21 protein-coding genes and 2 pseudogenes are annotated in these 22,863 nt (G+C 64.8%); 9 read left to right on the forward strand and 14 right to left on the reverse strand.

All coding sequences use genetic code 11. The features are described from left to right. The first annotated feature begins 209 nt into the window (after positions 1 to 209). A complete protein-coding gene (locus tag CYFUS_RS08670; RefSeq protein ID WP_198316509.1) occupies positions 210 to 1,637 on the forward strand; it encodes an alpha/beta hydrolase in 1,428 nt (475 codons plus the stop codon). Positions 1,638 to 1,803: 166 nt separating this feature from the next. On the opposite strand, the pseudogene CYFUS_RS54485 reads toward CYFUS_RS08670, so the two are convergent. After that, positions 1,804 to 2,001, reverse strand: a pseudogene (locus tag CYFUS_RS54485) (helicase-related protein); the annotation flags it as partial. Positions 2,002 to 2,241: 240 nt separating this feature from the next. Between CYFUS_RS54485 and CYFUS_RS08680 the strand changes: the two are divergent. Together CYFUS_RS08680 and CYFUS_RS08685 are read left to right on the forward strand one after the other, a co-directional pair. Beyond that, on the forward strand, positions 2,242 to 2,484 hold the full coding sequence (locus CYFUS_RS08680) for a hypothetical protein (RefSeq protein WP_071902754.1): 243 nt from the start codon (positions 2,242 to 2,244) through the stop codon (positions 2,482 to 2,484). A gap of 184 nt (positions 2,485 to 2,668) precedes the next feature. Then, positions 2,669 to 4,099, forward strand: coding sequence for a M91 family zinc metallopeptidase (locus CYFUS_RS08685; protein ID WP_232537449.1), 1,431 nt, complete (start codon positions 2,669 to 2,671; stop codon positions 4,097 to 4,099). Between the two features lie 44 nt (positions 4,100 to 4,143). On the opposite strand, the gene CYFUS_RS50460 is transcribed toward CYFUS_RS08685, so the two are convergent. The 7 genes from CYFUS_RS50460 to CYFUS_RS53840 form a co-directional block, all read right to left on the reverse strand. Next, positions 4,144 to 4,353, reverse strand: a complete 210-nt coding sequence (locus tag CYFUS_RS50460; protein ID WP_157758338.1) for a hypothetical protein — start codon at positions 4,351 to 4,353, stop codon at positions 4,144 to 4,146. Positions 4,354 to 4,405: 52 nt separating this feature from the next. Further along, positions 4,406 to 6,514 carry a recombinase family protein gene (locus CYFUS_RS08695; protein WP_095984801.1) on the reverse strand — a complete coding sequence of 703 codons (2,109 nt, stop codon included), beginning with the start codon at positions 6,512 to 6,514 and terminating at the stop codon, positions 4,406 to 4,408. A 791-nt stretch (positions 6,515 to 7,305) separates the two neighbouring features. Continuing rightward, positions 7,306 to 7,566, reverse strand: a complete 261-nt coding sequence (locus CYFUS_RS08700) for a PH domain-containing protein (protein ID WP_232537450.1) — start codon at positions 7,564 to 7,566, stop codon at positions 7,306 to 7,308. Between the two features lie 49 nt (positions 7,567 to 7,615). Continuing rightward, the gene (locus tag CYFUS_RS08705) at positions 7,616 to 8,506 is read right to left on the reverse strand and encodes an alpha/beta fold hydrolase (protein ID WP_095991880.1); all 891 of its coding nucleotides are present in this window, start codon (positions 8,504 to 8,506) and stop codon (positions 7,616 to 7,618) included. A 445-nt stretch (positions 8,507 to 8,951) separates the two neighbouring features. Next, a complete protein-coding gene (locus CYFUS_RS50465; protein ID WP_157758339.1) occupies positions 8,952 to 9,794 on the reverse strand; it encodes a YopT-type cysteine protease domain-containing protein in 843 nt (280 codons plus the stop codon). Between the two features lie 454 nt (positions 9,795 to 10,248). Continuing rightward, on the reverse strand, positions 10,249 to 10,860 hold the full coding sequence (locus tag CYFUS_RS08715; protein WP_095984803.1) for an imm11 family protein: 612 nt from the start codon (positions 10,858 to 10,860) through the stop codon (positions 10,249 to 10,251). A gap of 147 nt (positions 10,861 to 11,007) precedes the next feature. Then, positions 11,008 to 11,139 carry a hypothetical protein gene (locus CYFUS_RS53840; RefSeq protein WP_269770221.1) on the reverse strand — a complete coding sequence of 44 codons (132 nt, stop codon included), beginning with the start codon at positions 11,137 to 11,139 and terminating at the stop codon, positions 11,008 to 11,010. 290 nt (positions 11,140 to 11,429) lie between these two features. On the opposite strand from CYFUS_RS53840, the gene CYFUS_RS08720 reads away from it, so the two are divergent. Together CYFUS_RS08720 and CYFUS_RS08725 are read left to right on the forward strand one after the other, a co-directional pair. Further along, positions 11,430 to 11,681, forward strand: a complete 252-nt coding sequence (locus CYFUS_RS08720) for a hypothetical protein (RefSeq protein ID WP_095984804.1) — start codon at positions 11,430 to 11,432, stop codon at positions 11,679 to 11,681. Positions 11,682 to 12,108: 427 nt separating this feature from the next. Beyond that, positions 12,109 to 13,242 (forward strand): YopT-type cysteine protease domain-containing protein, encoded by a 1,134-nt coding sequence (locus tag CYFUS_RS08725; protein WP_095984805.1) that lies wholly within the window; start codon positions 12,109 to 12,111, stop codon positions 13,240 to 13,242. Positions 13,243 to 13,748: 506 nt separating this feature from the next. Here the strand turns inward: CYFUS_RS08725 and CYFUS_RS50475 are convergent. After that, positions 13,749 to 14,633 (reverse strand): hypothetical protein, encoded by an 885-nt coding sequence (locus CYFUS_RS50475; RefSeq protein WP_157758341.1) that lies wholly within the window; start codon positions 14,631 to 14,633, stop codon positions 13,749 to 13,751. A 483-nt stretch (positions 14,634 to 15,116) separates the two neighbouring features. Between CYFUS_RS50475 and CYFUS_RS08735 the strand changes: the two genes are divergently transcribed. Continuing rightward, the gene (locus CYFUS_RS08735; RefSeq protein WP_232537451.1) at positions 15,117 to 15,797 is read left to right on the forward strand and encodes a hypothetical protein; all 681 of its coding nucleotides are present in this window, start codon (positions 15,117 to 15,119) and stop codon (positions 15,795 to 15,797) included. 320 nt (positions 15,798 to 16,117) lie between these two features. On the opposite strand, the gene CYFUS_RS08745 is transcribed toward CYFUS_RS08735, so the two are convergent. Next, positions 16,118 to 16,324: a hypothetical protein gene (locus tag CYFUS_RS08745; protein ID WP_095984807.1), complete on the reverse strand. Its 207-nt coding sequence runs from the start codon at positions 16,322 to 16,324 to the stop codon at positions 16,118 to 16,120. A 225-nt stretch (positions 16,325 to 16,549) separates the two neighbouring features. Between CYFUS_RS08745 and aqpZ the strand changes: the two genes are divergently transcribed. Continuing rightward, on the forward strand, positions 16,550 to 17,371 hold the full coding sequence (aqpZ, locus tag CYFUS_RS08750; protein WP_095984808.1) for an aquaporin Z: 822 nt from the start codon (positions 16,550 to 16,552) through the stop codon (positions 17,369 to 17,371). Positions 17,372 to 17,420: 49 nt separating this feature from the next. Here the strand turns inward: aqpZ and CYFUS_RS08755 are convergent, their stop codons facing one another. Beyond that, entirely contained in the window at positions 17,421 to 17,702 is a 282-nt protein-coding gene (locus CYFUS_RS08755; protein ID WP_198316510.1) for a cytochrome P450, read from the reverse strand. Between the two features lie 239 nt (positions 17,703 to 17,941). Here CYFUS_RS08755 and CYFUS_RS08760 point away from each other — a divergent pair, with 239 nt between their 5' ends. Beyond that, on the forward strand, positions 17,942 to 18,808 hold the full coding sequence (locus CYFUS_RS08760) for a DUF1295 domain-containing protein (protein WP_198316511.1): 867 nt from the start codon (positions 17,942 to 17,944) through the stop codon (positions 18,806 to 18,808). Positions 18,809 to 18,847: 39 nt separating this feature from the next. Further along, positions 18,848 to 18,982: pseudogene (locus CYFUS_RS53845) on the forward strand (hypothetical protein); the annotation flags it as partial. A gap of 39 nt (positions 18,983 to 19,021) precedes the next feature. Here CYFUS_RS53845 and CYFUS_RS08765 read toward each other — a convergent pair. The 3 genes from CYFUS_RS08765 to CYFUS_RS08775 form a co-directional block, all read right to left on the reverse strand. Then, a complete protein-coding gene (locus CYFUS_RS08765; protein ID WP_095984811.1) occupies positions 19,022 to 19,612 on the reverse strand; it encodes a pentapeptide repeat-containing protein in 591 nt (196 codons plus the stop codon). A gap of 474 nt (positions 19,613 to 20,086) precedes the next feature. Beyond that, the gene (locus CYFUS_RS08770; protein WP_095984812.1) at positions 20,087 to 21,322 is read right to left on the reverse strand and encodes an ISL3 family transposase; all 1,236 of its coding nucleotides are present in this window, start codon (positions 21,320 to 21,322) and stop codon (positions 20,087 to 20,089) included. A gap of 148 nt (positions 21,323 to 21,470) precedes the next feature. Then, on the reverse strand, positions 21,471 to 22,745 hold the full coding sequence (locus tag CYFUS_RS08775) for a hypothetical protein (protein ID WP_157758342.1): 1,275 nt from the start codon (positions 22,743 to 22,745) through the stop codon (positions 21,471 to 21,473). Positions 22,746 to 22,863: the final 118 nt, after the last annotated feature.

Genomic DNA, 22,863 nt, shown 5'->3' on the forward strand with positions numbered 1-22,863 from the left:
TTCTCTGGGCCAAGCACGCCCTCGACGTGGGCAGGCCGACGAGTTCTTTGACACCTTCTCTGGGGGACACCTATCCCGGCGCCCGGCCGGGGAAAGTTGCTGTAGGCTGGCGAAGCTCGGGCGTGTCGTCCGATTCCGTGTGATGGCGGCGCCGAACCTGCGCCGTGGGGGCTTGCATGAATGAGAGCGTGAGGACCAGGCGGTGGCCGATGGCCTTGGCCTTGGCCTTGGCGGCGATGCTGATCATCACGAGCACCCGCTATCTGCTCTCCGGCCTGTCGATCGTCCGCTATGAGCTGGGCCACATCTATGTGCCAGAGAACCGTGCCCGGCCGGGCAGCCGGCTGATCGCGGTCCGCTACATGCGGATCAAGGGAACGGCCCCCTGGGGAACGCCGCCGGTGTTCATGCTGCCGGGCGGTCCGGGCGACAGCTATATCGAAGCCTTCACGAAATCCGGGCTGGACTGGTTCGGCGCGGCCAGGCAACGCGGCGACGTCCTTCGCTTCCGGCGCGCGGGCGACGTGGTCGTCATGGACCAACGGGGCGCGTCGGGCCCCTCGGAGCGGCTGGGCTTCAACTACAACCCCGATGGGCAGCCGCTGGATCGGCCGGCGCGTCTGGGTGATGAACTCGAGGCCGCTCCATCCGTGGTGCGCCGGGCGCTGGCCCGCTATCCGGATCATGACCTCGCCGGCTACACCGTCATCCAGTGCGTCGAGGACCTGAACGACCTGCGCCGGGCGCTCGGCTACGCCAAAATCAACCTCTTCGGGCTCAGCTACGGATCGCAGTGGAGCTTCGCGGTCATGCGGCTTCATCCGGAGACGGTGAGCCGCGTGCTCCTGTCGGGCGTCGAGCCGCTCGACAACGGCTACGACATGCCGTCCCACGTCTGGGCAGCCCTGATGCGGATCGCCGCGGAGGCGGAGGCCGATCCACGCCTTCGGGCGTCGCTTCCGCGGGGCGGCTTCCGGCAAGCCGTCGACGAAATCCTGGCCCGCCTCGAGAAAGCGGCGGTCACCGTCCGGCTGAAGTCCGGCGAACAGGTCGTGCTCGGCCCGGAGGACTTCCGATTGAGCCTCGTCGCCCGCCCGTCGGAGTGGCCGGCGCGCATCATCGACATCCATCGGGGGCGGTATGAGGCGTGGGCCGAGGAGGTCGCGGCCAGTCGGCGGCCCCTGAAGGCCACGCCGTCCGCGCTGATCGGTCCGTTGATCGACACCAGTTTGAACGTTTCGGAGACCCGTGGTCGGCTCCTTGCCAATGACCCTGCGGTCCGATACCTGGGAACCTGGGGTTTCGCTCCGTCGATGGCCGCCGCTTCCCTGTGGCCCACGCCCGACGTCGGGGACGCGCTTCGACTTCCGGCAGAGAGCCCGATCCCCGTAGTCTTCCTTCACGGGGACTGGGACACCTCCACGCCTATCGAAAATTCGCGGGAGATTCAGCCCTACTTCCCGAACAGCCGCCTGGTCGTCGTCCGGCGCGGCGGCCATGGGGCGATCTACGATCTGGCCGACCAGAATCCGGACCTGCTGGATCGGTTTCTCGACTACCTCCGAACGGGGGACATGACGGGCCTGCCGGCGGAGGTCGTTCTCGCACTGCCGAAATTCAGCGCGCCGGCGCCCTGATCGGAGCACGCGGCGTCTACGTCCTCACTCACCGCCCCAACACCCCCCGCAACTGCGCCCGCTCCGCCGCCGACAGTCCCTGCCCGAACCGCGTCCAGCAGGCCTCGTCGCTCGTGGTGAATCTCGGCTCCTCCCGCGCGCGGAGGCTGGCGTCGATGGGGGCCAGTTGCTTCAGGAGCTTGCGGACGTCGCCGGTCTCCCGATAGAGGATGACCTTGCCGTCGACGTTCCGCGCCGCCCGGCCGAGCGTCTGGATCAGCGAGGTCTCCGAGCGCAGGAAGCCTTCCTTGTCGGCGTCGAGAATGGCCACGAAGCCGCATTCGGGGATGTCCAGGCCCTCGCGCATCAGGTTGATGCCGACCAGCGAGCGCCAGGCCGCAGTTGCCCACAGGCCCAAGCCCACTGCCTCGCCCCTGAGGGGAGCGCGGCCTGAGCAGGCGTGTACCAAGGGGGCTGTGCGGCCTCTGCACTGGCCTGGCGCAGTGCTCGGGCGGCCTCCGTCAAAGGTGTAACCGGAAAATGGAGGACTCCGTATCGGTAGGTACTCCCCCGAAAGACGGGGAGCGACGGAAACCACCGTCCCCATTCCACGGGAGTACACGACATGATGAAGACACTGAAGGTGGGATTGCTCGGGCTGGCGCTGGGTGTGGCGAGCGCCTTTGTCCTCCCCTCGCAGGTGGCGATGGCCGGCGGCCCCTCTTCGGGGGGAGCGGGGGGGACCACGAACCCCACCCAGAACACCCCACCCTCCGTCTGCCAGCTCAGAAAGGCCCTTTGCCTCATCGAGAATGCGGGCAACCCTGCGCGCGGTGTGATCTGCACGGCCATGTATGGTAATTGTTAGCGGCGAGCAGGGACCGGAGGCGACCGCGCAGGACCTGATGCCGCGGTTGCGGCGGATCCACGCGAGCGAGGACATACAGGAGGGACTGCGCTCCTTCATCGAGTGGCGCGAGGCGCGCTTCCAGGGCAAGTGAGCCCCGAAGAGTCGTAGAGGCCTTTCCTTTCGATTTCTGGAGGTTCCACGAATGCCCATCAGCCCGATCAACAACAGGCCTGCGCAGGCGACGCACACTCCGGCGCGAACGAGCAACACCCCCAGCATCAGCTCGACGAATGGGAGCGCGAAGAGCGGTGCCACGACCGAGGCCGCGACGACAGGGAGCGCGGGCGCGCCCACGGGCCAACAGGTCCAACAGCAGAAGCCGCCCGCCTCGGCTCCTCCCGACTGGCACCAGGACCAGCTCGGCAAGCCGAAGGCGCCTTCCCAGGAGCCCTCCTCCGGCAATGCCGTGTTCAAGTCGAAGGACGACGTCGCCGCGATGAACGCGCGGCGCAACTCCGTCTATGGGGCCCGCCCTTCCGGCTCTTCGGGTCGCGCCGCGGCGACGGCACAGACCAGCCCTTCGTCGGCGAGGGCCGGTGCCCACTCGCCCGCGGCGCCTGCTCCCGCGGCCTCACGCAATTCCGAGACCCCCGCGTCCGGCCAGCCTCCCCGGAAGCTCAACGACGCGCTCGCCGCCGAGATCGCGCAATACCATTACGACCCCGCCCAGCCCAACGACCGCAAGCGGATGAACTCGCAGGCCGACTATGGCGTCGTGCATCCGGACCTGCCGGGCATCCGCACCCGCCTGCCCTCCGTCCCCATGGAGAATCAACCAATCCGGGGCGAGGGCTTCGCCGACTTCACTCGCGACGCCCGGGTCTCCACACACCGGCTCATGGAAGGACAGACCGGCCACGCCATGCTCACCGAGTTGAACAACAGCACCGAGCGGCTCAACCCCGGCGCCACGGGAACGCAGAAGGTACCCCTGACGGCCGTGGACATCCGCGAGAGCAATCGCATGAGCCATCACCCCCGGCTCGATCCGAACCTCACCTCCGACGCCGCCATTTTCGCGGACGCACAGCAGGCATACCGTTTCAATGGCCAGCCGAGCGCGGGCAAGGCCAGCAACATCAATTACAATCCGCAGGGGGGAAAGACCAATCCCCAGGATACCGCCACGCAGGTGGGGGACAACCGCGCCAACAGTCTGGGTCATGAGATGACGCACGCCTGGCGCGCCGCCCACGGCGTCGCCGTAGCACCCTTGGAATCGAGCAAGCACGCCCAGCACCCCACGCTTCAGCGGTACAACAATCCCGATGGGACGAACCTCCCCAAGGCGGTCATCAGCCATCACAACCTGCTCAAGGAGGAGTTCGAGACGGTGGGCCTCCAGCCGACCCCAGGCCGTCCCAACGCGCCCTCGGAGAACAAGATCCGCCGGGAGCTCGGCATGCCCCCGCGCACGGACTACTCTGGGGAGGGCCCCAACGGGCAGACCGAGGAAGCGCTGGCCAGAATCGATGCGGGCACTGACAACCGGACCTTCTTCCAGAAGCACGAGAAGAGCCCGTTCTACCGCCCCTCGGACGTCCAGAAGATCGTCTCCGATCTGGAGAAGTGACGCGCCGGGCTCCGGCGCCCCGATGAGGGGCGCCGGGCCCCACCTCACATGTTGCGCCGGTACTGCCCGCCCACCTCGTAGAGCGTGCGGGAGATCTGCCCGAGCGTGCAGACCTTACAGGCTCCCCAAGCAGGAGAGGAGGGAGCGAACGTGGCAACCCAGGCAGGAGTCAGCAAGGAGCCGAAGAAGGAGCGCATGCCGCGACTGGATTGGGCCGGGCTGCTGCGCCGGACGTTCGTTTTGGACGTCTTCACCTGTGCATGCTGTGGAGGCAAGCGCCGGGTGTTGGCGTACCTGATGGCCTCCTCATAATGCCCCACCTTCCTCCACACTTATTTGAGCAGCTCCGCGTCCGCTGGAGCCATTTCCCTGGGCCTTGGCGGCCCTCAGCCGCTTGAGTGTCGAGCGATCGAGCTTGTACCACCGAGGAGTGCCCGGACCGCCGCCCTCGACACATCGCAGCCAGCCCTTCTCGACCCAGGTGCGCACCATTGTCTCAGTAACATCCAGCAGTGCGGCGACACCGTGCGTTGAGTACAGGCCGTCAGCCCGGCGCTCCGGCTGTCGAGGCCGTCCTCGCCGTCGTCCCACCGGCTGGCGGTGGATGCCGTAGCGCCTGCGCACCCAGCGCACCGCTTGCTTGTCCCAGGCGCGCTTGACTCCGGAGGGCAGCCCCCTTCGGTTCAGCTCAGCCGCTATCTCCCTATCGGTCCTCTTCTGCTCCACCAGTGTGCCAATGAGCTTGATGGTCTCGGGCGAGGTAGCCCTCGTGTAGGAAGGGCGGCGTGCAATGGTCAGGTCGCTGCACGCACCGGTCTGCCATAGCACCTGGATGTGAATCCCGCGCTCCGGGACTTCCACAGGGCTGAGCGCCACCTCTCGCACCAGAATCCGCAGCAGGTTCTTGCGCTCGGCATTCGTCGTGCTCCGTGCGTGCCAGACGTACGACAAGTCCTTGGCCAGTTCGAGCAGGCGTGCTCTGTCCTGGCTCGTGAGTTCCACCTTCTCGCGCCGCAGTACCTGCTGGTGCTCGCGCTCGAGCACCTCCAACTCGCCCAGCTTCTCGTTCCACTCACGCTCCAGCGTGCGGGCCACCACGCGGTTGTCCGGGTCCACCGCCTTGTAACGGCGCTCGGCCAGTTGCGCCTCGTAGTGCGCCCGCTCCAGCCGCAGCTTCCACTGACGCCCTACCTCCTGGGCCTGCCGTTCCACCTCCCGGGTGATGGCCAGGCCCAGCTCAATCTCCGGAGGCTGGACTGTCTCCAGAAAGAGTCGGGCGACTGCCTCGTCAATGCCTGCGGCCGACACCGTCCAGCACATGCCCTTGTCGGTGATGCGGCGGCACTCGTAGTACGGATGCCCGGACTCCCGGTAGGCCGTCTGCATCCGGTGACCGCACCGGCCACAGAGCACCAGCCCCTGCAACAGAGCGCTCCCTTCGCGGGCAGCACCGCGTTGGTCCGGCTGCTGGTAGCTGGGATGGTTGGTAGCGAGCCTCTTCTGGTTGGCTTCGTATTCCTCCCAGCTGATGTAGGCCGGGTGGTGGTTCTTCAGGCATACCTTCCATGCTTCCCGCGGCAAACGCGTACGGCGCTGGCGCCGCAACTGTCCGTCCACCAGCGCCATGTGCCTCTCATTGCGCCCGAAGACATAGGCACCGGCGTAGGTGGGGTTGTGGAGCATGGAGAGCAGCAGGGTGTAGCGCGGTGGCTCCGGGTGCAATTGGTGCGTGCCCGGCTCTCGCACGGGCAGCTTCAACCCGTTCTTCATGAAGTAGCGCAGCACGGCATAGGCGCTGCCCTCCAGGCGAAAGCGCTCGAAAACAAGGCGCACGGCTCGCTGCACCCCTTCGTCGGGGTCGAAGCGAAACCGGCTCGTTGTCTCCTCCCACTCATAGCCCACGGGCGGCGTGATGTGGAGGGCACCACGCCGTGCCTTGGACAGCTTGCCGCCCTGCAAGCGCAAACGCATCCAGTACAACTCGGCTTCGCTCATGGTGCCCTTGAGGCCCAGCAGCAGCCGGTCATTGTAGTCGCGCGGAGTGTAGACGGCCTGTTCATCGACCAGCACCACGTCGGCCAGGCCGCACAAGTCCAGCAGCCGGTGCCAGTCCGCCGAGGAGCGCGCCAGGCGAGAGACTTCCAGCGAGAAGATGGCGCCGACGCGTCCGTGCGCGACCTCCTCGGCCATGCGCTGGAAGCCCGCCCGCCAGTCCGCGCTCGTACCGCTCTGGCCCATGTCTTCATCGATTATCTCAATGCGCTCGGGCGGCCAGCCCAGCTCCAGAGCACGCTGGCGCAGGGCGTACTGACGGGCCGTGGACTCACGATGCTCATGGACCTGACTGAGCGTGGACTGGCGCAGATACACCACCGCTCGACGCTCCAGATGCGTGGCTCGAACCTTGTCGTTCATCGCCTTCCTCCGCGTCTACGGTTTCGGCGCGCAGCGCCTTGTGCAGCAGGGCGGCCCACGTGCCGAGCAGTTGCTGCCTTGCCGCCACGGGCAGTGCCGACCACGGCGGGCCGGATTTCTGGGGTGGACACGTTGGCATGTGTCAACGTAGGTCCACCGTGGGACAGGGGCGCGGTTGATGAGCCCTGGGGGCGACCGAGCGCCACCTGCACTGCGCTGGCAAGCTTGAGCAGAACGGGGACGGAGAGGCGGACTGCGCGACCACCGACGCTCGGCGGAACGAGGGGTGGGGAGCGGTCCGTCCACTCGAGCGGCAGTCGCATGTACCGGCCGGGAGGGTACTCCACGTCGACGTAGCGCCGACCGTCCTGGCTGCGGATGAACCGGGCGACCGGCAGCATCACGCCCTTGAGGGGGTGGACCGGCAGCGTTACGGCCACGTGCTCAAATAAGGGTGGCGGACCCGTGGCAGTGTGTCGATGCCGTCCTGACGGCACCCAACGCAGTGTGCGCCATTCCGCGGCACCTGGCACTGCCTACGCGGCTTGCTTGCGCTGGCTGCAGCCCAGGGGCCACCCCAGCAGGCGTGGTGTTGAGCCTCGAGCAGTCACGCGGCCAAAGACGCCCACGCCCCTGCTGCCTCCCCCTGGGGGGCCACCTGGGCCGACGTGTGCCCAATAGGGCTGCACCGTCTCTCCACCAGCACGGCGCACAGCCCGCCTGTCACCCGTCAGCAGCCCTCCTCCACCTCTCGGTTCCAGCCCTCCCCCTCAACAGGTCCCCCATCCCGCTTATACGCGGGTGACGTGGATGTCCTGGATGCGCCGGTAGGTGAGGTGGATCTCCCGCCGGAACAGGATGCCCCAGCTCATCGACACCCCGTCCTCGCCGAACGAGTACTTGAGCGTCTCGTACCGGAAGAAGCTCACGAGCCAGGCGATGGGAAAGGCCGCCAGCGCTGCCAGTGACACGAGGGTGTAGTCGCGCAGCAGCACGGGCGCGGGCCGGGTGAAGCCGCGCGGATCGAACGGAGGAGGGGACGCTGGGGCCATCGTCCAGCCATCGTACCCCTCCTCGGAGTCCGGTAGGCGCCCGCGGGGGCTAATTCTCCAGCATGAACTCGCGAAGGAACTGATTGACGAGCGCCGGCTTCTCCAGGGTGACCGAGTGGTCCGCATCGGGGATGCGCCGGAAGGTGAGGTCATGCACGTAATCCTCCAATCCCACCTGGCCAGACGGCAGGAGATAGGGGTCCATCTCGCCGTGGATGAAGAGCACGGGCAGGTCCACCTGGAGCTGCCACGGCGCCAGTCCGTCCAACAGGTTGCTGCCCCCCAGGCTGCCCTGGCCATCGGGAGGACCTATCTCCGCCGCCCGGTAGTAGTTGAGCCCGCCGGTGATGGCGCCCGGCTGCTTCCAGGCGGTGACCATCTCGGCCTCGTCCTCGGCGGAGATCTGGGCGCCCAGCTGCCGGGCGGCCTCGAACATCCCCTGCCGCCCGAAGGCGTAGTCATCGGCCATGATGAAGGGCTCGGCCTCGGGCGAGCGGAAGAGCAGCATGTACTGGCTGGCCTGCTGCTGGGTGGCGTCCTCGCGCAGGTCCCGGTTGAGCAGGGCGGGGTGCGTCATGTTGATGGTGACGAACCGGCTCACGTACTGGGGATGGCGCAGCACGAAGCTCCAGCCCACCAGCGCACCCCAGTCCTGCGAGACCAGGGTGAACTTGTTGATCCTCAGGTGGTCCGCCAGCGCGCGGATGTCCTCCACCAGGTGCTCGATGTGATACTGCCCGATGTCGGCCGGCTTCGAGCTCAGGTTGTAGCCACGCATGTCCGGGGCGATGACCTGGTGGTCCCTGCCCAGATCCTCGAGCTGCTTCTTCCAGATGCCCCAGTACTCGGGGAAGCCATGGAGGAAGATGATGGGTTCACCGGCACCCTGCGTCACGTAGTGCATACGGATGCCATTGATGTCCGCGTATTGGTGTTCCAAGAGGAGACCCTCTTGGGCTTGGTTCGTTCCGAGGGTGCTCCACACCGCATTGCCCCGTGGGGCCTGCGCGAACGCGGACGTGGCACACACGAGCCCCATGACAATCAGACCCAATCTGCTCAACCCCATGAACAATCTCCTCGGGTGCAAACACTGCGGGGAATTCCAGCCCGACGGTGACTGGAATGGCCACCATGCTCGAGCCAGACATCGAGCAGTATACATATGAAAAGACGAATAAGTCAGAAATTCGTGAAAACTCTAATTCACCGGAATCTCGTCAGCGCGGGGAGGCCGCATCCTCCGGCTTTCATTTTCTTGGAAATCGAGCACGGGGTGGCAACGGGTTGAGGCCCTCGTGCGCGAAGCGTCCCCCTCTTCAGGGGGCGGTGTGCGTGGCTCCCCCAATCAGGACCGGAGTCTAGGCGGGAAGACCGGGCGCCTCCTACCGCCTGTACCTGTCGTAGTCGTCGTAGGGGGAGCCGTAGGTCGGAGACCGCGAAGGCGAATGCGAATACGGATCCGGAGAACTCGAGCGCCACTCCGAACGCCAATCCGGCTCCGGAGACGGCGACTGACGAGGCGGAGGCGGGGGCGGGATCTCCAGGTGATCGACTCTGTACGAGGTGAATAGTCCCTGGGGTCCAACCGAGTTGATATCGACGTGCGCTTGCAGCAGTTTATGCATGGCGTTGCTGTTTCTCGCCGTGAAATCGCCGGTGTTCGGGTCCATGAACCTGAAGCTCCCATCGCTTTTACGCTCCATGGCAACGACATGTGAGTCCCTCGTTTGGAGGTTGTCGAAATGGATGCGGTAGAACCCGTTGTCCTGTGTGACACTCCGGATATCCCGGGCGATCTGGTTGGAGTCGCCACGCGTCCGGTAGCTTTGTTCCTCGCTGACTGCCTTCATCCCGCCATTGTAGGCGAAGTCCCGGTTCGCGGATGCCTCTTCATACCGCTCACGCAGCCTATCGAGAGTGGAGGGGGGTGCATACCCATCCTGCACGTCCTGGAGCTGCGCTTCGTACCTCGTCCTCGCGGATTTGTATTCTCTGTTGAGCTCCACGTTTTGATACTGGGCGTTCACCATGGCAGCGCCGGGAGGGCGGCCTTCCGCGAGGTAGCTCTGGAAGGTTTCCGAGGCTTCCGCCGGGGTCTGGCTGGTTCTCGACGCCGAGAGCCACTTTGACACAATGCCGCTGCACACGCCGCGGCTGGCCCCTGGCGCATTGATGCCAGCCTGCGAAACGTATCCGGCGAGGTCGATGCCTTGAGCAGATCTCAAGACGTCGGCGACATCGTGTTGCGCTATCTGGGTGGCCCCCCATGGGGGGGCGGGGAACCCATTCACCGACTGAGTGGTCGGCTGGGACCGACCCGGAGAGTAACGCCCCCCCCGCACCATGTGGGAGTCCGGGGTGTCGTGGGAAGACGTGCCCCTTGGCGGCGGCGAGGCCCTTCCGTAAACGCTGTCACGGCGAACGTTGTAAACGGCTTGTTCTTGAGCGGAGGGAGCACTCGTGGGCAGAAGGGATGGGTCCGCCTGCCGCCGGGAATCGAAATGATTGTTCGTCTGACGGTCGTCATGGACGTTCGAGGGGGCTGTCTCTGCCTGGCGGGGAACGCGGACGGGACTCGAGGTTTGCTTCGTCCTGTCAGGTCCTTGCGTGGTGGAGTATTGAGGGGCCCGCGGGGGTTTGTTGTTGACATTGTACATGGCTCGGGTCTCCAGAGTGTGTTCAGGGGTTTTCCGCGGGCAGTTCTTCTTCTTTGGGGCCCGTGACTTCATCGAACTCCAGTCCCGAGAGCCCCGAAAACATCAGCTCCTCCCGGAGGGTCTCCGATACGAGGAGCACCACCGTCCACCCCCGGGGGCGGAAGAGCTGGGTTCGCACCACCTTCGCGGGATCTATCCGGAGATCCCGGATGAGCTTGTACTGTCTGTCCTGCGTGGGACTCCCATCGTCCGGAGTCCGATACAGCACCTCAGCGCACCGCGCGTCATCGATGCACTGGACGGTCTTGGTCGCGACGAGAATGCGATGGGGTTCGCTCTGACCCTCGACATCCACCGGGAGGAGCTGCACGTCGTGGGGCGCCAGGCGCGTGAGGAGCTGGGCGAGCCGCTCGTGAACGATGGGCACCTCACTGATGCCCGCCACGGAGTAGGCCGTCGGGCGGCCCGGGGCGGCCAGGGGAACCTTGAGTGGTCCCCCGACACTCACGGGGTTGCCCCTCGTGAACATGAAGGGATCCTGGAAGGCCTGGCCCTGGGCATTCACCGGGTCGGCCAGCCGCCATTGTCCGTGGATGCTGGGGGGAGCGTTGAGCTTGAAGTAGCGCATGGTCATGAACGTGGGAGGGATCCCAGCGCCGCAGGGGAGAGGGAGCGTGGCGATCGTTCATGGGTACGGTTCCACCGGAAATCCGGTTACAGGGAGGCGGATTTTTTTCCGCCGAGGCGTGCCTCCCCCGGTGGTGGAGGGGAGGCCCGGCGCTCAGAGCCCGCCGAGGGTCATCGACTGCTGGCGGCGGCTGAGGACCTTCACCGGCTGGATGGCCATCACGCGCATGAAGACCTGGAGCAGCTCCGGGTCGAACTTGTTGCGCATCTCCGTCCACATGAGCATCAGCGCCCGAGATGGTGTCAAAGGACTCAACGGAGGACTTGGAGTTGGCCCACGGGGTGCAGCCGGGGAAGGTGTCAAAGGACTCGATCCGACACCTCGTCTCCTACGAATCGTCTGACACCCTTTCCGGCCTACGCGCGCAGACCTCGGTGTGGAACGACGTGCCGCGGGCGAGGGGACGGGGTGCTGAAGGTGTAACCGGAAAATGGGGGACTCCGTATCGGTAGGTACTTCCCCTAAGACGGGGGAGCGACGGAAACCACCGTCCCCATTCCACGGGAGCACACGACATGATGAAGACACTGAAGGTGGGATTGCTCGGGCTGGCGCTGGGTGTGGCGAGCGCCTTTGTCCTCCCCTCGCAGGTGGCGATGGCCGACGGCCCCTCTTCGGGGGCAGCGGGGGGGGCCACGCAGTCCACCCAGAGCGGCTCCACCTGTAACCTCTGCAAGGCGGCGTGCGAGATTAAGAAGCTGCAGTGTGGGAACTCGAATGTGTGTTCTCTCAATGCGTCGCGCTGCAAGCTCTCCTGCGGGTGTTGAGCAAGCGCCTCACCAAGAACTACGGGACCGCCGCTGGATGCTGGCAGTCAACAGGCCCTGCCACGAACCTGAGAGGAGCGCGGCCTGAGCAGATTGGCTGCGCCTTCTCTACCTTCGGGAGCCTGGGGCGAGAAACAGGAGGCGGCGAACCTCGGGGAGGGCTGTCTCACACCCGGACGGGGGATAAGAAGACCATCACCGAAAACTTCGCTTATGACCTTGACGCGGCCACCCAGAAGCCGGGCTTCTACGCCCTGCACGTGCATTCGAACAGCGAGAAGCCTGGTCACGTCATGGGCATTCAGGTGGGGGAGCATGGCTGCAAGTTCATGGACCCGAACACCGGTTCTCGGTCGACCACTTCAAATAAGACGCAGATGGCCCGTTCTCCGCCGCTCGCGGGGAGACGCTTTTTTCGGAGACCGAAATGACCATCCAGAAGACCCGGAGTGCCCCGATGCCAAGGGTGCTCGACTCGACGCCGACGAGCAGACCCGCCAGTCCGGCGACGAGCGGTGCGGCGGCTCCAGCGGCGGCGCCGCGCGCCGAGACCTCCAAGGCACCCGCCGCCCCGCCCGCCAGCTATCACCAGGATCAGCTCGGCAAGGCGCGCGCGCCGTCCCAGGCGCCCGCCGGCAACCCGGTGTTCCAGTCCAAGCAGGACATCGCCGTGATGAACTCGCGGCGCAACTCCGTCTACGGCGCGCGCGCTCCCAAGGTCAGCAACAGGGCCGGGTCCACGAACCAGACCCGGGTCGACTGCGACCAGCTGGCGCAAAAGCATGGCACGGCCTGCACGACGAAGATCTTCCAGAGTGATCCCGGCCGCCTGGAGGGAGCCGCCATCCAGGCGTTCCCCGGAACCAGCAATGGGGTGTGCGTCGCGATGTCCTCGGAGTGGATCCGCTCCAACCTCCAGGATGCGAAGGAGGGCACCCAGGCCCACTCGGCGCTCTTCCATGAGATGGCGGAGAACGGCGGGGGACGCATCAACAGCCACTTCTTCAACAAGCAGCAGCAGCATCTGGAGAGCAACCAACACATCAATTCGCTCGTGGATAAGCAGAAGGCCGCGCAGCAGGATGTCATCAATACCTACAACGACATCCAGAACCCGCCCAAGCCCTCCTTGTGGGCATCCATGACGGGCTCCGCGCAACCGCCACCGACCATGGAGGATCTTGCTCCGAAGAACGCCGCCTACCATGCGGCGAAAAAGGCCGCCGATGACGCGAAGCAGGCCGAGCTCAACCGGGTCGTGGGCAACCTGAGCCACGGGAGTGTCGAACCCAGGAGCGATTTCGACAAGGTGCACCAGGACTTCGCCGGGCAGTTCCCCAAGCAGGGGTTCTACCAGGTGAGCCTCTTCCAGAAGGACGGCACCGGGGGGCACGACATCGCGGTGCAGATGGGGAACAACCCGCGGCTGCTCGACCCGAACACTGGCGAATGGCAGTTCCAGTCGCCAGCGCACATGAACGCCTTCATGCACGATTACATGAAGACAATCTATCCGAGTTACGCCGGAGGCTACGTCGACTCCACGCATTATCCCGCGTAATTCAAGGACGTCCTCGACGCCTCGGGTGCATTGACGCGAGCGCATCGGTACCCCATCCGCCGGGCGCTCCACGGTGCGAAGCAGTTCAGAACCCAAACATCTTGGAGAGGATTTCCTTCATCACTGGTGGAGAAGCCGCGTTGCTCCTTGGGGTACACGCGACGTGGACAGTCCCAGGTGCTCCGCAATGGCGCTTCCCCGGCGTCCTTCTTGGGGTCTTCCATCGCCTCGCCTACGGCTTCGATTCCCGCCGCCTCCATCCCGTGAAGCCCAGGCTGGTCGTCTCCAACGCGAGCGATGGGGGCAGGAGCGGGTTGGAACTGCGAACGGGGCGAGGAGAAGGTCCTCCTGGTCAGGTCACGTGCCCCTACGCGGGAGGCCTCCTTGCCCTCTGGACTCCCCGCTACGCGGGGGGCCTCTCTTCTGGACGAACCACTCCACCCAGCGCTTCGACTACCTCGGTCATGCGAAGACATGGGCCGAGGGGAAACCGGAGTGACAGAACGTCAGTATTTCTTCCTCCTGACATGATTTTCGTCTGGATACAAGCGGTCACGCGGGTCCATCAACCCGTCGTCGACCGCCTTCTTGAGGTCGCGCTTGGATGGACCTTGGTAATTGAAATTCACATGGGAAATATCCACTCCTCGCCTTCCCAGTTCATGCGCGACCTGCTCACCGTATTCTCTAGGCGGCTTGTAGTGCCCACTCTCGTCGGTCATTGCCCTCAGACGTCCATCATCCACTCGCATCTTGCCGGCGGCGGCCACCGGTCCTCCGGCGGTGAAGGCGGAGTGGTGATGGACGTCATCCTCTCGACCGGCATAAATCTCTCCATGTTTGTTCATGGCGTACAGATAATGTTTTTGTGGGACGTCATTGGTGTCCAGCGGCACCAGTTTGTCCGCATCTCTTCCCTGCTTATACATCTGACCTTCATAAGCCAGGACTTCGTGTTCGCGCCTTTGCGCGTCATTGAAGTAAGGCACGGGTATTTGCTGGTTCTTGTTGTTTTGGTCTTTCAAATAGCCGCTCTCATACAGCATTCCGACTTCGTCGTACTTGTGGTGCTGCTTGGAAGTCAGCTTGCTCCCGCCGTAGACGTTCTTCGCCCTTCTGCTGATTTCGCGCTGCTCCTCCTGGCGGGCTTGGGCCGTGTACTGGCCCCCGAGGTTGTCGTACTGCTGCTGGGGGGAATAGGCATCGCTCGGCGACGGCGGATAAGCGTCACCCGGATGGGTAGGGTCATAAGGATAAGGATCATAAGCGGGCGCTTGTGTCCTGCTGGTGCGCGCGGCGGGCGAATTTTCTCGAGAGCTGCTCAAAATGCCCTCAGGATCGTAAGGGTCACGGACGCGCCTACGAGTCCCGCGCTCATGCTCGGTGGGCAAGCTTTCTCGTTGCCAACCCATGGAGTTTGGTGGGTACCTTCTGTTGCCCCCTCGGCCGCCGATACTGTCCATGGATTGTCACCCTTCAACTTCAAGTGGAAGTGATTCGTTCTCGTGATGAGCAGACTTGATGCCATCACCCGCGGCCGGATTCTCACGTCTCGCGGGGACTTGGAGGCAGAGGGGTCAGCAACAAGCGCTCGCCACACTCAGCGCCAGCCCGAGCAAGCCCATCTTCAGAGTCTTCATCATGTCGTGTGCTCCTGTGAAGAAGGACGGCGGTTTGCGTCGTTCGCCTTTCGGGGGGATCGAATGTTGATACGGGGCACTGCATTTTCCGGTTACATCCCCTCGGCACCGTCCTGCTCTCGTTCGTGCTGACCGCGCGGGCCGCGGACCTCGAAGCCCCCCGTCCGGCGTATAGGCGGGAGAGGGGCCAGGGTGAGGGTGAGGGCTGGAGCGCAGGAGCCGAGGAGGGCCGCCATGCAGTACCTGCGCGCCAATCTCTCCAAGAAGGTGGGGCGGTGGGTGGACTGGAGTGGAGGCTTCTGGGAGCGGCGCTACTCGGCCGAGCCGGTGCTGGACGACACGGCGCTGGTGGGCCGGCTGCGCTACGTGCTCGCCCATGGAGTGAAGGAAGGATGGGTGGAGAAGTGCGCCCAGTGGCCGGGCCTCACGTGCCTGCCGCAGTTGCTGGGAGCGGCGCGGCGGCTCTTCCATTGGTTCAACTGGACGAAGCGCTGGAGCAAACGCGGCAGTGGGAGCGGGGCGGAGGGGGAGGGGCGGTTCGCCGAGCAGTGGGCCGAGCCGGTGGAGTTGGAGGTAGCGCCGCTGCCGTGTTGGGTGGGGAAGAGTGAAGAAGAGAGGCAGGGCGCGGTGCGGGAATTGCTCCAGGAGGTGGAAGCCGAAGCGCGTGCGCGAGGCAAGCCCGCCCTGGGGGCTCAGGCCGTGCAGGCGCAGCACCCGCATACCCGGCCTGAGCGACTCAAACGCAGCCCGCGGCCACTGGGGCATGCCTCCACGCGACAGGCGCTGAGAGAACTGCGTGAGCAGTACCGTGCCTTCGTCGCGGTGTTCCGCGAGGCAGCGGCTCGGTGGAGACGGGGGGATTTTTTGGCTCATTTCCCTCGGTTCGCCTTCCCTCCTCGAGTGGTGCCGGGTTGAGTCTTTCAACTTCTTTGACACCTATCCCGGTAATTGTTAGCGGCGAGCAGGGACCGGAGGCGACCGCGCAGGACCTGATGCCGCGGTTGCGGCGGATCCACGCGAGCGAGGACGTACAGGAGGGACTGCGCTCCTTCATCGAGCGGCGCGAGGCGCGCTTCCAGGGCAAGTGAGCCCCTGCGCAGGCGACGCACACTCCGGCGCGAACGAGCAACACCCCCAGCACCAGCTCGACGAATGGGAGCGCGAAGAGCGGTGCCACGACCGAGGCCGCGACGACGTCACTGCTCGCCTCCACCTCTCGGTTCCAGCCCTCCCCCTCAACAGGTCCCCCATCCCGCTTTGACGCAGTCTTCCAGGACGAGGGTGCATGAGCGCCCATGCGGGACGAGCGCGAGGTGCCGGACGATGCCCTCCACCTCCAGCATGCGGCCCATCTCGAGCTCGCGCTCGAGCGCCGCCAGCTCCGCGGGCAGCGGAGAGGGGGCCACCGGGGTTTTGAGGATGACGAAGCGTCCGTCTTGCATGCGGCTGGAAAAGCTCCTGGGGAGGGAGCGCGCATCCTACCTCTTGGCCCCGGGCTGCCTATGCCACGGCTGCGTGTGCCCAACGGGGCTGCACTGCCGTGGCGGCAAGGGCTCCCTGCAAGCCTTTGTCACGGACTCGGGAGTGAGCAGCCTCACCTTGAGCAGCATGAACCCCTGTGGCGGAAGCGGCCCGGGCCTGGGCTCTCCGCCTGGTGGAGGTGAGCCATGGCAAGCGACCGTGCGCGGACTGTTTCTGCGGCAGCAGACCCTGGGGCGCTCCGAAAGTACTTCGCGGAGTTCGTTGGAACCTTCGTCCTGGTCATGGGAGGCGTGGGAGCGGCTGTCATTGCGGGTGACCGCATCGGCTTCCTGGGGATCTCCTTCGCCTTTGGGCTGTCACTGCTCGCCATGGTTTACACCGTGGGCCCCATCTCGGGCTGTCACGTCAACCCTGCGGTGACGTTGGGGCTGGTGCTCGCGGGGAAGATGGAGAGACGGCATGTCCCCGGCTACATCCTTGCTCAGTGTTTGGGAGCCTTGCTGGCGGCGGGGATCGTGCTCCTGTGGGCGAAGGGAGGGCCGGAAGGCTACTCGGCCGCAGCCCAGGGACTGGGGGCCAACGGGTTTGGCGCCCACTCACCGGGAGCGTACGGGGCAGGCACCGCCTTCCTGGCCGAGATCTTCCTGACCTTCTTGCTGGTGCTCACGATCCTGGGCGCCACGGACGCCCGGGCGCCCGTGGGGTTCGCAGGGCTGGCGATTGGCCTCGTCCTCACGCTGATCCATCTGGTGGGCATCCCCCTCACCAACACGTCGGTGAACCCGGCCCGCAGCCTGGGCCCGGCGGTGTTCGTAGGGGGCTGGGCGCTGGAGCAGCTCTGGCTGTTCATCGTGGCCCCGCTCCTGGGAGCAGGGCTGGCGGCGGCGGTCTATCGCACGGTGCGGCACCCGGTGGAGGTGCTCACCGCGGCCCAGGCCGAGCGCTCCCTGGAGAGCGAGCGTGTCGAGCGCCTCGCGCTCCGGCGCCCGACAAAGCCGACGCCCTGAGCCGGCTCCCTGGAGACCTTCTGGTGCGCTCCTCTTCTGGGGCCACCGCTCACGCGCTGGCGTGCAGGGGCTCGACGAGCATGGGCATCCCGCCCTTGGGCCGTAGGCTGGCGAGCGGCTCGGGCTCCACGAGGTGGCCGGGCACGGAGCGCAGACGGAAGTGCTGCAGCACGTCGGCGGTGACGAGGGTGGCCTCCATCAGGGCGAAGTTGTTGCCGATGCACAACCGCTGGCCGGCGCCGAAGGGGTAGCGCAGGCGGGGGAGGTCCTGGGCGGTGGGCGAGCGGCCACCGAGCACGGCATTCACCTCGGCACGGGCGCGGGCCTTCACCTCGGGATGCTGCTCCCCCAAGCAGGAGAGGAGGGAGCGAGCGTGGCATCCCAGGCAGGGGTCAGCAAGGAGCCGAAGAAGGAGAGGACGCCACGAGTGGACCAGGCGGAGTTGCTGAGGAGAACGTTCGCGTTGTGTTCCGTCCATCGGAGCACCCGTACGCGAACGCTGGCGAACTGGAACGTGTTCCAGGTACGGTCCGCGGGATGACCACAGCGCAGGCGAGCAGGACCGAGTCCATGGTGCGGATCGTGATCGCGTACATCGTGGCGATCGCCGCAGGTGCTGCGTGGTTCGCGTGGGGTCCCGAGACCGCGTGGTTGTGGCTCGACGGGCTGATCGCCGACCTCATCGCGACGCTGGTGATCTTCGGCGCGAGCCGGCTGCACCACAACTCGAGCTTCTACGACGCGTACTGGAGCGTGCTGCCGCCGCTGCTGATGCTCGCCTGGTGGGTCGAGTCCGGGACACCGGCCGACGAGCCCCGCGCCTGTCTCGTGATGGGGGTGATCGTGCTATGGGCGGTCCGGCTCACGGCCAACTGGGTCCAGACCTTCCCCGGACTGCACCACGAGGACTGGCGCTACCCCATGGTGCGCGAGCGCGCCGGCAGGGCCGAGGCGGCGGCCGACCTCATGGGCATCCACGTCTTCCCCACGCTGCAGGTGTTCCTTGGCATGCTGCCGGTCTACGTCGTCCTCACCCGCACCGGCCGCGACCTCGGGTGGCTGGACGCGCTGGCGGTCGTCGTGGGCGTGGGTGGAGTGGCGATCGAGCTCGCGGCCGACATCCAAATGCACCGGTTCATTCGGACCCGCAAGCCCGGCCAAGTGATGGACCAGGGTCTGTGGGCGTGGTCGCGGCACCCCAACTACTTCGGCGAGGTCAGCTTCTGGGTCTCGCTCGCGATTTTCGGCATCGCCGCCGACCCGGATGCGTGGTGGGTGTTCGCGGGAGCCGCCTGCATATACGCGATGTTCCAACTCGCCAGCATCCCGATGATGGAGCAGCGGAGCCTGGAGCGCCGGCCGGCATACGCGGCCGTCATCGAGCGAGTGCCGCGCTTCGTGCCGCGTCCACCGCGCCGCGTCCGCACCGGCACATGACCCGGGTCTTGATCGCGGGCCTCGGCGACGCGGGGCTGCTTGGGCGAGCACCTGCATTTCGCGCACTCGGACCTGGGAGGACTGGCGCTCTTCGAGGAGGCCAACTGGTTCGGCGTGAAGGCCGCGGAGCGGGCCTTGAAGGGCCTCGGCCGCGAGGGGCCGAGCTGGCTCTGAGCTGCCCTGGAAGGTGAACGCGGTGACCCACCTGCCCGCCTATGCGCCTGCCGCGGCTTTCAACCATGTGAGGAGGGCTTCCCCTTCAATCCGGGTGTGTTCAGAGCCTTGAATGATCCAGGACACTTGGATGGAAGAGAGGCCCGAAACACCTCGTAGATCCACCCCCGTGAGATTGGCTCCATGGAGGGTTGCTCCATCCAACTGGGCACCCTTCAGATTGGCGGATTCCAGGTTGGCGTTCACGAGATAGGCCCCACTGAGTTGCGCCCCGGAGAGATCCGCGCCTTGAAGTTGTGCCTCATAGAAGCTCGCACGTAAGGCGTTGGCATTTCGCAGATCAGCTCTCCTCAGCGTGGCATAATCCAGATTGGCCTTGGTCAACTGGCTGCCAGCGAGGTTGGCATGAACAAACGAGGCCGAGGCAAGGTTGGCTCCGTAAAGTCTCGCTTCGCTCAAATCACCTCCGTCAAAGCAAGCACCCGGCAGTTCCGCCTCGGTCAACTCCTGGGCTTGGAACGTACACCCGGGCAGTTCGGCATCCTCAAGCGTGAGTCGCTCGCCTCGCTCACCTCTGGACTCGACCCACATGGCATGTTGCTTCAATTTGTCGGCCAGCTCTGGTCCCATCTTCGGTTTCCTCTCGATTGATGCGCTCACGGATACCGCAGGATCCGAGATTTGAGGTTCGGATCGAGCTTGTTCACGGCCCCCATGAGGTCTTGAACATGTTGTGAACTCAGGTCTTTCGTATCGAGAATGACGTTTTCATTTTGAGCCAGCTCGGACTGTATCTTCCCCAAATCACGTTCGAGAGAAAATCCGGGTCTTCGGTACGTCGAGTGGGCAGGACTGTCGACAAGAGGCCGTGCGCATGGGGAGGACATGGGGCTCAAGGGCGTGCGGAGCCGAGCGATGGCCATGGGATTCAAGTCCCCGCGAGAGTTCGAGGCATGAATGAGACAGGGGCACGACCTGGGGTGCCGAAAGCCGCAGCTGTGCATGACAGAGCGCCTGGCTCCGCTGCCCTACTGGCCGGGTTGCAGTCGAATCTGTCGGCGCTGCGGGGCTCGGTCCCCAGCCGCCTGCTTCTACGGCGAGGGGCTATGCCGCTACTGGCAACGGCGGAGTGAACTCCATGCCCCCGCAGCACAGCAGTATCATCGCCCTGAATGCCTTGGGATTGCGGAAGCCATAGGCGCGGCGGCTGAGGGCTCGAATCTTGTTGTTGATTCCCTCCACCACTCCGTTGCTCAGTCCCGTCTCCACGTAGGCGAGAATGCCGTCCTTGTGCCGCTGGACTGTCTTCGCCAGCTTCGCGAAGGGGGCGAGCCTGGAGTGGCTGGCCCATTGACACCACTTGTCCAGGTGCTCCGAGGCTCGCTTGGGCTGCACGTAGTCCATGCCCCGTGCCAGGCTTTCCTTGAGCAGATAGGCCCGGTAGAGCGTCTGGTTCGTCTTCTTCAACTCGCTGAGCTTCTCTCCCTGGCGCACCGTCAGGTTCCACGGATTCTTCAGCAACGCCCAGCGGCTCTGTTTGAGCGCCTTTCCCTCCTGGCTCCCCGCCTGCTCGCGCACCTCTTGCCGGCGCACCGTATCCAGCGCTTCGTTCGCCAGCTTCTGCACGTGGAACCGGTCGAACACCTTGCGCACATGTGGGGCACGGTTGCCCACCGCCTTGCTGAAGGCCGCCGACAGGTCCATCGTCGCGTGCGTCAACTCCTTCGTCCTCTCCTCTCCCAGCTCGTCGAAGAAGGCGTCCAGGGTCTCTTCGTTCTTCCCCTCTCCCACCCAGACGACTCGCGAGCGCAGGTGGTCCACCACCAGGCTCACGTACTTGTGCCCGGCTTTCCAGCCCAGCTCGTCCACTCCAATGATTTGCAACCCCTCCAGGCGGCCTGGCGACAGGCGCTCCTCGACAATGCGCTCGATGATGGTGCCCACCGTGCGCCAGTTGATGCCCAGCAGCCGGCAGATGGAGGACTTGTCCAGGCGTTGCGCCTGCCAGGCCACCAGCTCCTCGAAGGCCCGCGTGAAGCTCGAGTCGTGCGCCGCCCAGGCCACCCTCTCCACTCTCACCCCATGCTCGCGGCAGTGCACACGGCGCGGGGCGTAATGCAGCCAGAAGATGGTTTGTCCCAGCGCCAGGTGCCGCCACAACCGCCCAGGGCTCGCGTCGTAGCCGGGGGCGGGCCGGCCGCACACTCCGCAGCGAGGCTTGCGCTGGCGCGGGCGCACCTCCACCACCACTCCCTTGGCCTCCAGCCGGGCCCCTTGCACACTCAGCCCCTGGATGCGCAACACCCGCCCCAGCACCTCTCGCAGCCTTGGCCCCGCCACGCCCCGCCTCCCCCTCCAGCACCCCGGGGGCGGCACGTATTGCAACTCCGCGACCTGGTCTCTTCCCAGAGCGACAGCCTCTATCGGCTTCTCGCTCCCCATCGCTCATTGGAGACCCTCCCGTCCACGGCGGGAACGCCCATTTCGGCTACAGAAGATCCGAAAATCCTCCCTTTCTCGGCGGAAAAGATGAGTTGAAGGTCTTGACGTCCCACTTGGTTCCATCTCCGTCGATGAACTCCGCTTTCCCTGTGGGCTCTCGGATGACTGGGGACTTGAGCTTGCCGGCATCCTCAAGGTCGGCGGCTACTTCCGCCTCACGCATCGTCTTCGCCGTGATTTTCCCTCCTTGCGCCGGATCCGCGGCGAGCTTTTCCAAACGTGCTTTTCTCAGTTCCGCCGCATTCTTGGCCTGCTGCTGCTCCGTGTTTTTCTGTCGAGGTGTACCAGGTTCTTCGCGTCGCCCTCTCTGTTGTAGTATCTCTTTGAGTTTCGTCTTGAGATCGCTGAAGACCTTGCGGATCATACCTCCAGCTTTGGCCTGGACCCTTAGGATGGACCTTATCGTCAGTTCGATGCGTGCATGTACCGAACTGACGAAGCCTGGAATGTACTCGCTCAAGGTCTTGAGGTTGGCGGATGACGCAGCCAGAAGTTCATTCAGTCGCTGGATGCATTGTTCACAGATTTCATCCAGTGTCGAGCCTTCGAGTTTCTTGAGCCATTTGTATCCATTCCCCTTGGCAAAGAAGTTGAAGACCTTGAGCAAGTCACTCAGGGACACCCTGCGGGCGCCCAACCAGATCGCCTTGCAGACCCCCTTCAGTAAAGAGCCTAGGACGGGGATGATACCGATGAGTGTCAGGGTGAGTGCGGCCCATGCGGCATGGTTGTCGTATTCTTCATCCCAAATGAGGACTTTCAGGTTGGCGGTCAGGTCCCGGATGTCCGAGGCCTGATCGACGACGGGAATCATCGTGATGATGGTGTTCGCGATGATTTGTCCAATCGAGGGATCTTCATTGAAATCTCCCTGGATGACACCCCAGACCCAAGCGCCAGAGTCAGCCAACATCTGCTTGGTTCTATCCATCCATCCGGGAACGGCCTTCTGGCCATGATGCTGTGGCTGCGTCTTGAATTGGATGATGTCTGGATCGTCGTGAAAAGCGTACGTGACTTGAGTCACTCCCGAAGGTAACGGGACGTGTGCCTGGCCACGTTCATCGAGAGTCCCCGTTGAGCAAAAGCCGCTATGTGCGTCCTTGACGGTGTACTTTGCTCCGGCAACAGGAGTTGCATCCGCGTACAGATATTCCAGCTCTATCCAATTGCGAGGACAGTGGGCGATGGGGTTTCCCTGAAATGCGCGTAACTGCTTTTCTGTGATCTGGAATGTTCCCATGGGCGAGATGATTTCCACCGCCGAAGTTCTTGATGTGGATGCTCTCATGCTCCCTGTGGGCGTACTGGGACAGCGCGGAAGATTCAGTGAAGGATGTTGTTTTTTGGGCAATGTAGGACAATGGGTTCTGTATCTG

Source organism: Cystobacter fuscus (assembly GCF_002305875.1).
In the GTDB taxonomy this organism is placed as follows: Bacteria; Myxococcota; Myxococcia; order Myxococcales; family Myxococcaceae; genus Cystobacter; species Cystobacter fuscus_A.